Source organism: Candidatus Falkowbacteria bacterium (assembly GCA_016699775.1).
GTDB classification, from domain to species: domain Bacteria; phylum Patescibacteriota; class Patescibacteriia; order Patescibacteriales; family Patescibacteriaceae; genus Patescibacterium; species Patescibacterium danicum.
In genome coordinates, this window is record CP065010.1 from 612,063 (window position 1) to 625,370 (window position 13,308).

Here is a 13,308-nt window from a genome sequence, read left to right on the forward strand (position 1 = left end):
TAATTACAGGTTATACCACTGTTTTCGCCAATCTTTAAAAAGCTTTAAGGTTGTTGTAAGAAATGTATCAACAGCATCAGCATTGTTTAAAATCTCAGTTCTACTAGATTTAATCTTTATTTCTTGTGTCATTTCAAGACCTTCCTCGTGATGAGCAATAAGGGCGTTAAGAAAACGCAGATCAAATTTATCATCATAGGTTCCCAAATTTGAAACTACTGGATCTTTAACTTGTTTTGTATCTCCATACCAGTCTTTTTTCCAGGTATATAGTTCAGCAATGGCCACTGGTTCATCCCGAAGAATCATTGCCGCTAGATCTTTCATCTCGGGTCGTTGTGTTTGCGTGCTAGCTTGAGTGGCAAAAAGCATAGCACCTCTATGGTGAGCAATCATGGTATTAATATACCGAAGATCAAGCGTCCGATCGGCGCGACCGAAATCCATAGCTGTTTTGTCAAACATACTTACTCTATAATCAGGCGTACTGGCATATCCAAGCATCCAACCAAGAACACCAACTATTATCATAAGAGAGATTACTAAAGAAATTGAAATTTTAGTCATATATGATTTAATTTTTATAAAACACAAAAAACCTACTGCATGTTGTAGATTTTTAGCAATTCTTTAATTGAACCTTCCTTGTCAGTCTTTAACCTTTCAGCAAGACAAGACTCAAGGTGACCCTTTAATAATTCTTTTCGGGCACTATGTAAAAGGCCGATGACGCTATCAATCTGCTGGATAATCTCAGGGCAGTACCGAGCATCATTAATCATTTCAGGAAGTTTTGCCACACTTCCGATGGCCATATTTATCACTTTGCGAGCTTTTGTATTTGGCTCACCATGTTTATGAACATGATTAAATTGTTGTTTTTTCATATACCCTATAGTATAGGGTATATGGTCTAGGTAGTCAAGAAAAAAACTTCTTTCAAAGTAAATACAAATACCTAACTATTTAAAATGATAACCGTTCTTTTAATAGCCACATATCCATACCCCCACAAAAAAGGAAGCCACAAGGGCATAACGCCAAATAAACTATTACGCACAAAGGTCTCAACGCCAGTACTTACAAATATATATTCAATACCAAACATGATAATAAATCCAAGAATAAAAATAAGAAGTTCGTTTGGTAATAACTTTATTACAAAAGCAATACTGATAATTACCAGATATATAGCTGTTAGCCAGTAATCATTAGGAATAATAACCAGAAGGGCTATCATCAATAATACCGGTAGAGTTTCTTGCAATATTAATACTGTTTCTTCATATATATACTATATAACTATTTTTTAAATTTGTTAAACTATAAAAATCAAACGTTATAACTAAAAAACGTCCAGGCGGTCGATATACACTCGTATATCTAAGGCCAAAGACGTTTTGTAGTGATCTTACATCAATTTAGGCAATTACAGGTTCTTGCTTACGATCATTAGTAAAGGAAATAATTGTTAATGCATTTGAAGTATTTGTCGGTGTACTTGAAGAAGAAGGAACACGGGGCACACTTGGTGCAGCACCTGTTTTAGGAAATGACGGGGATGATGTTGTTGTAGTTTTAACTTTCTGTTCACCTAGAACTTTCTGAATGGGTGCTTGTGAAGAAATCTCTTCTATGATGGGTACATTTGCTGGAACAACATTAGTCGGAATTAATACTGATCCGCCTCCGCCCCCTGTAGACGTTTCTTGAATTACAGGTGTAATTGAAGGACATGGATCTTCTGGAAGCACTAATCGATTAATTTGAGGGACTGCCATATTAGCTTCTATAGTAAGGACAATTATCTCTCGACAAGGAATTACCTTTGTTTCTCCAACCGGAACAATAACTGGATGAGGACTTGGACATGTAGCTGGACAAGGAGGTGTTACTGGTAAATTTTCATTAGGAATTTCTGTAACATTACCAAGTGTCGGAATATGTCCTGATGGGGATCGTTTAGGCAATGATAGAGGTAAAACTTCAGGAACTGATACAGGAGTTGGTGGGGTAACTATTTCAATTACAGGTTCAACGTTCTGAGATACAGGCAACACATTCAACACATTCTCAGACTGTGGTAAGACATTAGGTATACTTTCTTGTGTTGGTGCAGTATCTGCAGAAACAATCATTTCAGATGCAAATACTGGAGAAATAGTACTAAAACTTAAAGTAAGAATTGATAATATAATCAGTTTTTTCATAAATAATTTAATATAATGGTTAATAAAAGGCTAATTAGAGGCTAGATACGATATTCGACTTTTAGCCTAAATATAGGCAATTTTATATAGTATCACATTATTTATATTTTGTCAAGTAGCTTGCTTAATTAGCCTTGTTTTATTGACTTTTTATAGCAAATATACAAAAAAACCGCCATTTTGACGGTTTTTATATAACTCTTTAAAATAATTTCCCCTCACTTTTAGTCGTTCAGTGATCTAATGTATGATTTGCTGTATAAGAATGATATTTCTTATAACTAACCTATATAATGCTAATTTCATTATTCAAAAAATCATTCATCATTTTTAGATACCTATTTGCTCTTTCAATATCGTGAGGGCTATCAGATCTATCTTTTTCAGATTGTAGTATTTTCATGAACATCATAACGTGCAAATTATCACCTTTACGACTTTCAGAAAGCCGATCTCTCTCTTCAGCAGAAGTATCAGGGTGATTTTCATGACTATATTTTTTACGTATTTCTTCAAAAGAAGAGATTGCTTCATTAATCTTATCAATATTCTTTTGTTCTCTTGCTTCTTTTTCGTTTATTAGTTTTCCTTCTTCATTTTTATATTCAGGCGTATCAATTTTTGGATAATCGCTTGGCAGTAGAATATTAGTTTCTTTTTTGTTAACATTTTCACCTAAATTTTCATTACTCATAAAATATCTTAATTAATAATAAAATAGGCATGTATTATAAAAAAATCTTAAATTTTAGTCTATAAGATGTCATTGCTTCCTTCATATTCATTCATAATCTATATTATATCAAATTTTTTCTTAAATGTTTATACTCTTAGGACTGATAATTTTCCTTTGTTTATTTTCTTGATAAAAAAGTCAGAATCCTCATGGAATCTAACTTTTGTAGTTCATTCTCTTTGGCTTTTTAGTGATGCAATAATAAATTTACTGCAACTCTGTATAATAAAACTCAATATTAAGATTAAAATTAGACTTAAAAAACTCTTTAATATCTTTATTGTTCTGCCAATCTAAAATATTTTCACCTAGAAATAACTTAAAATATTTTTGTCTATATTCATTTACTATTTGTTCACTAACTACTGGTCCTGTTCCAAGGCTAATCTCACAATACCCATTCTGTGAATATATTCTCGTACCTTTGTTTATTTGCAATGGTGTATTAATCCATCCTTTAATATCACCGGGGCTTGGCAGTAATCCTTTTACAAAAGCTTCTGGGAGCTGTTCGGATTTTTCATAGTTAAGCTTTGGATGATAATGACCAAAAAAATCACCTTCAGTAGGCGTGCTAATATTCCTTGCTTTATTGCCAATTGCAATGGAAATAGTTTTGTCATTATGCTGAACTACTGAAATTTCAAAATTTGCACCTTTCCCTGCATGAGTTCTTAAAATTTCATCCAGGTCAGACTCAGAAAAATGGTCATTGTGAAAAAATATATTTACCTTTTGTTCAGTATAATTTCCGCTATCAGGTAAATATTTCATTAGGTCACTAATAGTCTCAATTTGAATAGGTTTTTCAAACGAACTTTCAGGTTGTTTAGAAAGCCAATTATCAAATGATTGCCTTTCTTGTTCACTTGACTCTAAGTTGTATTTCTTTTCAATTATTTTAATAATATCAGAAGATTCCTCAAATGCAGGCACATTAACCTTTTCTCCTCTAGAATGTATTGATTCTTGATGCATATATTTTATTACAAATCTAAATTGTTGATTGATAGTTTATTTTGTAGTTTCAAGAGATCTATTGTTTCTTAAAGAGTTAATATTCTTGAACCTGATCGTTTTATCCTTCAATAAAAACTTTGTTGTTTGGAATACTTGGATAACGAACTCCTATAATAGTAAATTCTTCAAATACTTCGACTATTTGATCTGAGGTGCCACTTGGTATAGCAATGTAATCCCCTTCTTCAAGCGTTAATAATTCATCACCTATTCGAAATCTTGCCTTGCCAGCAAGCACAACCATATACTCTTTTCCTTCTGGATGATAGTGTAGCTTGTCGTCTGTATCTCCAACTGGAAATGTTTTATAGTAAATCTCGATATTCTCATCTTTAAATTCTGGATCTTTCATGAATTGACCAACAAGCCATCCTCGCTTCTCTGTCATCTGAGTTTTAATTTTTCCGATTTTGAATGGTGGCATGTGTCTTATTTATTAAGAAAGATATTTCCTTTCTCAAGTAACTCTGAGTAATTAATCTTTGAAAAATCATTAGCGTCAACTTCAACCATCTCTCCTATTTTTAACGCCTTCATAGACTCACTATCAATCTTTCCCATAAGAACCTTATCATGTCCTGGATGCCGTTCACCACTTTCTGCCCGAACCTTGACTCTCTCAGAGAGTACTTCAAATGAAGCAACACAATGATACTCTAACACTTCCGCTGAATATGAAGAGATTAACTTATTAAGAGAAGCTTTTGCATTAGATTTAAAGTTTGCCTCAATAATTACTGGCTTTCCGACTTGTAACTCTTTCTCTAGAATTAGATATAATAAATTTATTGAAGCCACACTTAATTTAAGCGACCATTCCTTATCACTCCATCCAAGCGTATTAAACAGCTCCTCTTTGATATCATCTTTAGAAAAAGAAGGAATTTTAAGATGCTTGGAAAGATATTTAGCTAAAGTTGTTTTTCCTGACCCGGAAAAACCAGAAATAATGATAAATTTATTCCTTTTCATAAAAAATAATGGTACAAGCAACTTCGTTCACCAGAACACACTCAACTTAGCTGGCCACTTCGAGCTAGAACCGTAATCGGTCAAGCCCTGTAAGGTTTTTCTTAGTCCTTTTATCTTATCATAACGACGCTCCCTGAGCACTACCGAAAAGTTACAATAGTGACACAGGATCAGTCTATAAAGTTACAGGCCAATGTAACCTTTTCCCTAATTCCCTTTATTTCACTAGGCCTATTTGCTTTTGAACCTTATAGCTATTTCCGTGTTTCAATAGTCCCTTATAAGCGTTAACTGTTTCGGGCCGAGGATATCCTTTCATCTTTTTAATAATTTTTCGCTTTGAAGCCGATCTGATTTGCCGATAATTCGGAAAATGCCTCCAACCCAAAAAATCAACTCCCGAGGCGTAAGTTTTAATACAAACCTTATACTCATGTAAACGCAAATATAATTTAGTATTTAGAAACTTTTCAAATTCTATAAGCGTTTTTTGTAAATATGCTTTATCATCAGAAAAGACAGTGAAATCGTCCGCATAGCGAATATAATATTTTATCCGCAATTCTTGCTTTACATACCTGTCAAACTCGTTCATATAGACGTTTACCAAAAGCTGCGAGGTTAGATTTCCCAAAGGCAGACCGATGCCCGTCTGCCCGGAATTGAAACTAACGAGCACTTTTTTAACAAGCAAAATTATTTCAGGGTCTTCTATGTGACGTTCTAGTATAGTAAGCAACTTGTCGTGATTGACGCTGGCAAAAAATTTCTTAATATCGCATTTCAAGATATAACAAGTCCTTGTATTATTTTTTGATACTTTCCTTGCAAAATATCTGAAACGGTCAATCGCCCGATGTGTCCCCTTGTCTTCACGACATGAGTAGGAATCGTAGATAAATTGTTGTTCAAAATATGGATATAATTCTTTATAGATTAAATGGTGCAATACCCGATCTCGTACGCTTGCCTTATGGATATTTCTTGGCTTCGGATCAGAAACGTTAAAGGCTGAATATGAACCATGAATATATGTTCTATCCTTGAGTGTTCGGTGTAAACCTGCTATGTTATCAGCAAGGTGAGCCTGGAACAGGATGACATCTTTTTTATTTCTTTTGCCGCGCAAAAACCGCTCCCACGTTGTGAGCAAATTATCAATCGAGATAATATTTTCATATTTATGTCCCAACATACAACTAATTTCGCCCCCCCCACTACAATCCCCAACTGTACTGCTTCGCGCCAAGGAAGTCTACTATTCCTGGCACGAATATTTGGTGCATATAAAACGTCTTGACCGTTATACGATCGGCGGACGAATTGACGAGATATTTCTTTCCTTATTGGAATTAATTTTTCAATCAAGTTTTGCATTTGATAAATTCGAAAAACTGTCGCTCGTAACACATGCTATCGGGAAATGCGACTTATTAAAATTCTTTTTGCAGCTTGGTTGGGAGCAAAAAACTATTCCTCACAAACTATATGGCGAGCTGACCTTGAGGCTCGACGAAGTTGGTCGCATGCTTGGCGGCTGGAAGAAAAGCCTGGTAGAAAAAACTCCCACTAAAAGATAATGGGAGAAAATCAAATAAGTGGCAGAAGCAGACCAAGCAGTTGTTGGAATTCCACTGATTCTCGAAGTTACCGAGGTTGAACTTCCAGTCACCGTCCGAGTTGCGATTCACGTTCGGTACCCTGTGGTTACCGTCAGCGCAATGTACGACGCACCGTCTATATCACTGGAAATAGCACCGGCCGTTTCCTGTATTGCAGTAGGAGTCTTGACTCCTGAGCGCGTCGCACCGACTGATTTGATTTTTACATACACAATCGCTCTCGCTCCCAAGACATATCCGAGGAGCAACTCGCCTTTTTTGTATACGAGAGTTTGACCGACAGAGCCCTAGCCATGCCTGACATCTACTATCCATTTTCATTATAAAATGATATTTCACTTATTCGCAAGGATAAAAAAATGAACCCTTGGCAAATACTTGATGTATTCGCACAAAGGTTCAAAAGTTTTAAGAGCAGTAAACTTGCAAAGTATCTCAGTGACTGAGAACTTAACAGTCGCAGAAGCAGACCAAGCAGTCGACGGAACCCCACTGAAACCCGAAGTAACCGAGGTCGAACCTCCAGACACCGCCCGAGCCGCGACCCACGAGCGGTACCCCGTGGCCACCGTCAGCGTCTTTCCAGAGATTTTCCTTTTCATCAAAGGAAACTGTCCATTTGCCGATTGGGAATTTTTCTTTATCTACATCACGCAGCAAAGAAATGCCCTGAGCACCCACGAAAATTGCGTTCTGTTTCTTTAAGAATGTCATGCAATCTTCTGATGATACGTTTTGCAGTATTGGAAATATTTTTACAGTATAAGTTTTGCCCGGTATAAGCTTATTACTTACTTTGGCAAAGTTCTTGTCAGTAATGTCGCTGTTGTAAAAATAGAATTCCTTTTTATACTTTTTGCCGAAAGCTTTGAGCTGTTCTTCGTGATTATAATCACTAGGAACTGTAAACTTGAACTCTGTCATAGCTCCACCAAAGCGTCTGTCTATTACAGGGAAATCCTGTTTTAGAACATTTTTTACGTTGAACTTTTTTTGTTCTTCATTAGCTTTGAGGCAGGCTTCCAGATTTAAAATTGTAAGCTCGTCGCCTTTTGATGCGGCTGCGTTAATTTTAGCAACCAAGTCTGTATGTAGGCCGAAAACACGTTTCGGATCTACGCCGATGTTATTATCCATCAGTTATTCTCCTTGTTAAAGAATTCCTAGATTCTGCTAGGGCAGGTATAAGAATAATCTTATGGATAATATTATATCATATATCTATAACTTTGTCAATATATCCTTAAAAATGGCTTATTTATTAAGAATAACCTAGATAATCTGAGAATATATGCGATATTATGCAACCAACCAACTACCACTTCCCTATTATTTCCTTTTGCTCACTAATAGTTGAAAGAGTCGGATTGGTTTTTCCGTTTTCAATATTACTAATAAAAGATCGGTCGACCCCTAACTTTTTAGCAACTTCTTCCTGAGTAATATTTGTCTTTACTCTGATTTTTTTTAAATTTTTTCCTAATTTCTTTGAATCATCTTTCATAACAATATTATATCATAATTATATCATAGTTTGTTGTATTATAATACAACAAAACACCCTCTAATTTAAGGATGTTTTGCTAAGCGTCCCGGGCGCCCGAGATGGGTACGCACCTCGTGCTAGCTCAAGTTGGCTGCGGGACCAGGATTCGAACCTAGATAGCCAGGACCAGAACCTGGAGTCCTACCGTTAGACGATCCCGCACTAATAAAGTTATAAGGTTAAAAGTTATAAAGTTTATAAAGCTAGGAAGTTTTCTTTATAAACATAATTACTTTACACCTTATAAACATTTAACTCAGTAAATTACCCCACTACTTTCCCACCAAACGTCTTGAGTAAATTATCAATCGCTGACGAATCAATACCAGCCGCTTCAACCGCTGCACTGGCTATTGTTGCTGGCTCTACGTCCAAGACATCTGATTTCATAGTATCTATGATAATTGCCTCTGGGTCAAGGACTGGGATAATACTCACAGATTGCCCTGAGATATCCTTAAGCAAACCTTCAACAAGGCCCTTAATAGCTGGGTCATTTAAACGATCATGATGAATCTTGTATTTAAAAGCCAATCTGATGGTATTATTCTCACCGGCAGTTGGGTTACACGATTTAATGACAAAAGCCAAAGAATGATTATGCTGTCTAATCCGAATTAATAGTTCCTGCCAAACATCATTCAAGGCGGCTTGGGTAAACATTAGTTGCTTATTTTCGGACGAACTTTGCCCAGACGATACATTTTGATTATTCAGAGTATTTCCTGCGGGTGCTGAACCTTTGGTACTTGGACGCACAGTCGAAGGTGTTGAGTACTGACTTTTTGGTTCACCTGTTGGTCCAAAACAAATATCAACAATCGCTAGTTCTAAAGGTAGTTGCGAAATCGGAGCGTCTTTTATCTCCCTACCCGCCACACTAAACCGTTCAATAATTGTTGAAATATCAACCAACTCAAATTTTGCAGTTACATCAGTCAATCTACTTTCAATACTATCACCAAACTCCAAACCAGTTTTTATACCCGACGTAGGATTAATTTTTGCAAGCAGTGCCTGCCGAGCCATTTCCACAACATCTTGGGAAAATATTTTCAAATCAACGCCGTCATCAACTAATTGATTTACATAACCAACTGCCCCCGAAGCATCTTTAATCATCAAAAATTCTAAAAAAGTAATCGCTTCTTTGAGCAAACTACGAGGAATAACTAACTCAGCTTCAGCCAAGGTAATCATTGTTCCTTTGAGTGAATTACTCTCCCCTCCCAAGGAAATAATTTGCCCAAACAAACTCTCAGCATCACGCATATGTCCACCAGAATGTCTGGCCACAGCTTCAATCACTGCTGGTTCAATATTAATATCTTCACTGGTCGCAATTCGTGTTAATTTTTTGACAATCTCGGCATAACCAATCTTTTTAAAATCAAAGCGCTGACAACGAGAGATAATCGTTAATGGCAATTTATGAGCTTCCGTAGTGCAGAGGATAAACATCACGTGTACAGGAGGTTCTTCCATTATTTTTAATAAAGCATTAAAAGCAGCTGTTGAAAGCATGTGTGCTTCATCAATAATAAATACCTTATATTTTGAGCGAGATGGGGCAATACGAGCTGCAGCGATAATTGAATCACGAACATTATCAACGCCAGTGTGGCTCGCAGCATCAATTTCAGAAATATCTAAGGAATTTCCCTGAGTAATTTCAAGACAACTTGGGCAAGCATTACACGGATCAGCACTTCCCTTTTTACGTTTTTGACAATTAACAGATTTAGCTAAAAGCCTCGCCATGGTCGTTTTGCCAATAGCTCGTGGACCACAAAAAAGATAGGCATGAGCCAATCGGTCAGCAGTTATTTCAAAAGACAGAGTCATTTTAATTGACTCTTGTCCGGCAACTTCAGCAAAGGTTTGTGGACGATATTTTCTATAGAGAGTAGGCATAGATTGGAGGTAATAACCTGTATATTTTAGCCTGGACAAGGATATAAATCAAGGCTATAAAAACAGTCATCCCGGCGCCGTATACTACGGAAATCCGGGATAACAATAAAGGGATTACTAATAGATGACCAGGTCAACGTCAGAGTTTATATAGACCAGATCCCCGACCAAGTCGGGGATGACATACAGCTTTTTCTAACTCTTCTTAAAAACATGTTCAACAGCAGCCCATCTTGATTCACCAGTTTTTGGAACTAGAACGACAGCTTCATCACCATTCTCGCCTTTGAAATAGGTAACACTGGCACCAAGAATTCTAAAACGACGATTACCTGCTGATACTGTCCATTCACCAGTAGCAGACTGCTCCAGAACACCAGACAAACGTAATCGATCAATTGGAGCAATCTGTTTATAAATCATTGTGCCTTGATCAGTAATTGATAATTTTAACAAATCACCTTCAACAAGTTTTGATTTTGAGGCATAGTTAATTGGCACAATATATTGTTTGCCATCAGCACCTACCATTCTCTCGCCATCAAAAACACCTTCAATGACTTTATCAATATGTGGGGCAACATGATCTGTATCAGTTTGATAAGGCATAAAATGATCCATACCTCCAAGCCCTGACAAAAAATCACCTAAGGCGTCGCTTGATTGGCGAAGGTTTGAAGCCAAGGAACGCAAGGCCATTAATTTTTGTTTTGAGATTACTACTCCTTGTTCACTATTACTTGAACCCTCTTCTTGATTTTGATTTTCCATATTTTGTTTTATATAAAAGACAAATATTATTTTTGTACTTTTGTTTTATAAATAATTAATTAATATATTATTATCAATCTAACTAGCTGTGATTTTACTTCTTTCTAAAATTTCTGCTTCAACTTTATCACGATGTTGACCATACTTCATTCGACTTAAATGCTTTAGTTTACCAGGCATATCATCTCTCTTTTCTGTGGTCGACTGTAACGTCTACATTGAAAACGGGCGACTGGTAGCATGGTCTAGTAATAGCTTAACATACGCAGTATATTTTTCAACATTAATTAGGTCATATTCGTTAAAAACTGGGGAAAACTCCTTTTTCAGGAACTCAGCATCCTCTGAACCAACTTTGAAAGTGATTATGGTCCCAACGTTTCCAAAGACTGCTTCTTTGATTGAGGAGTCACCTTTGTTTGTTAATTGACCAATATACTGGTGAGCGACAATTAAACCAAGGCCATACTTACGAGCTTCGGAAAGAATCTGCGAGATAGAATTAGTAGTGAAATTTTGAAACTCGTCAATATACAAATAGAAATCTTTACGCTCAGATGAAGCCAAATCTGCACGCGACAAGGCAGCCATTAATATTTTTCCGACAATAATCATGCCCAGTAAATAGGCATTTAACTCACCAACAATTCCCTTTGGCAATTTAACCAACAATATTTTCTGTGAATCCATAATATCTCGCAAATTAAAGGAACTATTTTGCTGACCAATAATTGGTCGCATCATATCATTGGAAATAAATGAGGTTAGTTTTGAGGTTACATAGGGCACAACGTTGGCCAAAGCAGCGTCCCCTCCCGCCTTCTCCGCTTCTTTTCGCCAAAAATCAACAACCGTTGAATCATTACAACGTGATAATTTTAAATTACGAAACTCCGCATCAGCTAAGACTTTTGGAATTTCCATTAAGGTTGAACCAGAGCTTGGATCACTCATAATTAACAACATGGCATTACGCATATACTGTTCAAAAATTGGACCACCAGTTGCTTTCAAATCATACAATTTATCAAAAATACCAATCATTTCGTTGATAACAAAAGTTTTTTGTTCAGGATAGCGTGGATCAAATTCCAATAGGTTAATAGACAACGGTCGTTCAATATCCGCTGGTGCAAAAATAACTACATCATCAGCTCGCTCAGGCGGAACACGTAGCAAAACTTCATCAATCAAATCTCCGTGAGGATCAATCATACAAATTCCATGTCCTGCTAATACATCCTGAATCGCCATATTAGCCAGTAAGAAAGATTTTCCAACACCAGATTTACCAATAATATATGTATGACGTAAACGATCAGCTGATTTTATTTTTACTTCATGCGAAACACCGCGAAAAGTATTGGTTCCCAATAATAATCCTTCAGTTGGCAAATTAACAGGGGCAGCTGCTTGTTTGGCGGTTAACCATAGTATATTTGGCGTCTCAGCATTTTTTAAGGGCAAGTGGTATAAGCTCGCCATTTCCTCAGTGTTTAAAATAAAACAGTTATGCTCTTTGAATCGTCTAAAAATAAAATCCCTAATAATATTTGTGCTATTTTTCTGCAAAGAGACTTGTAAACTATTGCCATATTCATAATAATTATACTGACTAAAACTAGCAGACAATTCATTAATCATTGCCCGAGCCCGAGTTTCCGTTGGTGCACTGGCAATTAATCGCAAATTTACATCAAGTCCTGCTTTAGAATTTTTTTCTTCAATGCCTTTAAGCGCCTCTTCTTCTTTGGCGCTTAATTTTTTTACAATTTTATTATCAACTGGCGAAGGGGATTTCAAGGTTTTTCCAATGTCTGAAGCCATGCTCATAGCTTCTTTAGCAAAACCAGAACCAAGAGCTTCGGACAATGAGCCAGTTTCTTGAGCTTTATGAGCCACCTGACGAGCACGGCTGTGCCAATCCCCTCTGGCACTACGAACAATATACTGGACAGACAAACCTTCTTGATCACCAACTTTTGACATGGCATTAATAATTGAATTAAGAGGATCAGCATCATCTTTCTGATAGGTTTTTAAGGGTAGGATATTTTCGGATTTTGTGTGGGCAGTGGCAGCCACAATAACACTATTTGGTCGAAATATATTATAATCACGAACTTCCTCAATAACAGCATCAGGATAAATAGCATTTAATTGATGTTCAAGATAATTTCTATGCTCACGAGGGGCTACCACATAGAAAGCAATCACTTTATTATGAGCCACAATTTCAAAACCAAAATGATCATTACGACCTCGTAACCAATGACTTACACCTCGCTGGGCTTTTAGACCACCGATAGCAGTGAATAGACCCTCACCTTTTGCGATTTCTTCTCGGAGTTGTTGCACCGACATTGCTTGACTATTATCTTCTGGTCGTTCTTTTGGTAATTTTACTAAATAGACAATATGATCAGACACTGAGCGAACGGTAAGGGCACGGCGCAAGACATAGAGAGCAACAATTAATAAAAGCCTTCCCCCACCAAAAACAATCTAAACCCGCTC

15 protein-coding genes and 1 tRNA gene are annotated in these 13,308 nt (G+C 36.5%); 1 reads left to right on the forward strand and 15 read right to left on the reverse strand.

Translation table 11 applies throughout. The features are described from left to right. Positions 1 to 3: 3 nt before the first annotated feature. From IPN41_03150 to IPN41_03190, 9 genes are all read right to left on the reverse strand, one after another. Positions 4 to 567 (reverse strand): DUF305 domain-containing protein, encoded by a 564-nt coding sequence (locus IPN41_03150; GenBank protein QQS60100.1) that lies wholly within the window; start codon positions 565 to 567, stop codon positions 4 to 6. A 32-nt stretch (positions 568 to 599) separates the two neighbouring features. Continuing rightward, positions 600 to 887 carry a metal-sensing transcriptional repressor gene (locus tag IPN41_03155; GenBank protein QQS60101.1) on the reverse strand — a complete coding sequence of 96 codons (288 nt, stop codon included), beginning with the start codon at positions 885 to 887 and terminating at the stop codon, positions 600 to 602. A gap of 71 nt (positions 888 to 958) precedes the next feature. Beyond that, positions 959 to 1,240 (reverse strand): hypothetical protein, encoded by a 282-nt coding sequence (locus IPN41_03160; GenBank protein ID QQS60102.1) that lies wholly within the window; start codon positions 1,238 to 1,240, stop codon positions 959 to 961. Positions 1,241 to 1,421: 181 nt separating this feature from the next. Continuing rightward, positions 1,422 to 2,210 (reverse strand): hypothetical protein, encoded by a 789-nt coding sequence (locus IPN41_03165; protein QQS60103.1) that lies wholly within the window; start codon positions 2,208 to 2,210, stop codon positions 1,422 to 1,424. A 286-nt stretch (positions 2,211 to 2,496) separates the two neighbouring features. Beyond that, positions 2,497 to 2,904 (reverse strand): hypothetical protein, encoded by a 408-nt coding sequence (locus IPN41_03170; protein ID QQS60104.1) that lies wholly within the window; start codon positions 2,902 to 2,904, stop codon positions 2,497 to 2,499. 249 nt (positions 2,905 to 3,153) lie between these two features. Continuing rightward, entirely contained in the window at positions 3,154 to 3,924 is a 771-nt protein-coding gene (locus IPN41_03175; protein ID QQS60105.1) for a hypothetical protein, read from the reverse strand. 100 nt (positions 3,925 to 4,024) lie between these two features. Beyond that, entirely contained in the window at positions 4,025 to 4,390 is a 366-nt protein-coding gene (locus IPN41_03180) for a cupin domain-containing protein (protein ID QQS60106.1), read from the reverse strand. Positions 4,391 to 4,395: 5 nt separating this feature from the next. Further along, positions 4,396 to 4,938, reverse strand: a complete 543-nt coding sequence (locus IPN41_03185) for an ATP-binding protein (GenBank protein QQS60107.1) — start codon at positions 4,936 to 4,938, stop codon at positions 4,396 to 4,398. A gap of 217 nt (positions 4,939 to 5,155) precedes the next feature. After that, positions 5,156 to 6,133, reverse strand: a complete 978-nt coding sequence (locus IPN41_03190) for a group II intron reverse transcriptase domain-containing protein (GenBank protein QQS60108.1) — start codon at positions 6,131 to 6,133, stop codon at positions 5,156 to 5,158. A gap of 82 nt (positions 6,134 to 6,215) precedes the next feature. Here IPN41_03190 and IPN41_03195 point away from each other — a divergent pair, with 82 nt between their 5' ends. After that, entirely contained in the window at positions 6,216 to 6,518 is a 303-nt protein-coding gene (locus IPN41_03195; GenBank protein ID QQS60109.1) for a four helix bundle protein, read from the forward strand. 492 nt (positions 6,519 to 7,010) lie between these two features. Here IPN41_03195 and IPN41_03200 read toward each other — a convergent pair whose 3' ends face one another. The 6 genes from IPN41_03200 to IPN41_03225 all read right to left on the reverse strand — a co-directional run bounded on the left by IPN41_03200 (position 7,011) and on the right by IPN41_03225 (position 13,248). Then, positions 7,011 to 7,697 carry a hypothetical protein gene (locus IPN41_03200; GenBank protein ID QQS60110.1) on the reverse strand — a complete coding sequence of 229 codons (687 nt, stop codon included), beginning with the start codon at positions 7,695 to 7,697 and terminating at the stop codon, positions 7,011 to 7,013. 178 nt (positions 7,698 to 7,875) lie between these two features. Then, complete coding sequence (locus IPN41_03205) at positions 7,876 to 8,064, reverse strand: helix-turn-helix transcriptional regulator (GenBank protein QQS60111.1); 189 nt, start codon at positions 8,062 to 8,064, stop codon at positions 7,876 to 7,878. Between the two features lie 130 nt (positions 8,065 to 8,194). Beyond that, positions 8,195 to 8,268 (reverse strand) — tRNA-Gln (locus IPN41_03210). A 102-nt stretch (positions 8,269 to 8,370) separates the two neighbouring features. Continuing rightward, a complete protein-coding gene (gene dnaX, locus IPN41_03215) occupies positions 8,371 to 10,020 on the reverse strand; it encodes a DNA polymerase III subunit gamma/tau (GenBank protein ID QQS60112.1) in 1,650 nt (549 codons plus the stop codon). A gap of 195 nt (positions 10,021 to 10,215) precedes the next feature. Continuing rightward, positions 10,216 to 10,791, reverse strand: coding sequence for a hypothetical protein (locus tag IPN41_03220; GenBank protein QQS60113.1), 576 nt, complete (start codon positions 10,789 to 10,791; stop codon positions 10,216 to 10,218). Between the two features lie 213 nt (positions 10,792 to 11,004). Continuing rightward, on the reverse strand, positions 11,005 to 13,248 hold the full coding sequence (locus IPN41_03225) for a type IV secretion system DNA-binding domain-containing protein (GenBank protein ID QQS60114.1): 2,244 nt from the start codon (positions 13,246 to 13,248) through the stop codon (positions 11,005 to 11,007). Positions 13,249 to 13,308: the final 60 nt, after the last annotated feature.

Coding starts and splice junctions, on each gene's coding strand:
- IPN41_03150 (QQS60100.1), bottom strand. CDS start 567: ATGACTAAAATTTCAATTTCTTTAGTAATCTCTCTTATGATAATAGTT.
- IPN41_03155 (QQS60101.1), bottom strand. CDS start 887: ATGAAAAAACAACAATTTAATCATGTTCATAAACATGGTGAGCCAAAT.
- IPN41_03160 (QQS60102.1), bottom strand. CDS start 1,240: ATGATAGCCCTTCTGGTTATTATTCCTAATGATTACTGGCTAACAGCT.
- IPN41_03165 (QQS60103.1), bottom strand. CDS start 2,210: ATGAAAAAACTGATTATATTATCAATTCTTACTTTAAGTTTTAGTACT.
- IPN41_03170 (QQS60104.1), bottom strand. CDS start 2,904: ATGAGTAATGAAAATTTAGGTGAAAATGTTAACAAAAAAGAAACTAAT.
- IPN41_03175 (QQS60105.1), bottom strand. CDS start 3,924: ATGCATCAAGAATCAATACATTCTAGAGGAGAAAAGGTTAATGTGCCT.
- IPN41_03180 (QQS60106.1), bottom strand. CDS start 4,390: ATGCCACCATTCAAAATCGGAAAAATTAAAACTCAGATGACAGAGAAG.
- IPN41_03185 (QQS60107.1), bottom strand. CDS start 4,938: ATGAAAAGGAATAAATTTATCATTATTTCTGGTTTTTCCGGGTCAGGA.
- IPN41_03190 (QQS60108.1), bottom strand. CDS start 6,133: ATGTTGGGACATAAATATGAAAATATTATCTCGATTGATAATTTGCTC.
- IPN41_03200 (QQS60110.1), bottom strand. CDS start 7,697: ATGGATAATAACATCGGCGTAGATCCGAAACGTGTTTTCGGCCTACAT.
- IPN41_03205 (QQS60111.1), bottom strand. CDS start 8,064: ATGAAAGATGATTCAAAGAAATTAGGAAAAAATTTAAAAAAAATCAGA.
- dnaX (QQS60112.1), bottom strand. CDS start 10,020: ATGCCTACTCTCTATAGAAAATATCGTCCACAAACCTTTGCTGAAGTT.
- IPN41_03220 (QQS60113.1), bottom strand. CDS start 10,791: ATGGAAAATCAAAATCAAGAAGAGGGTTCAAGTAATAGTGAACAAGGA.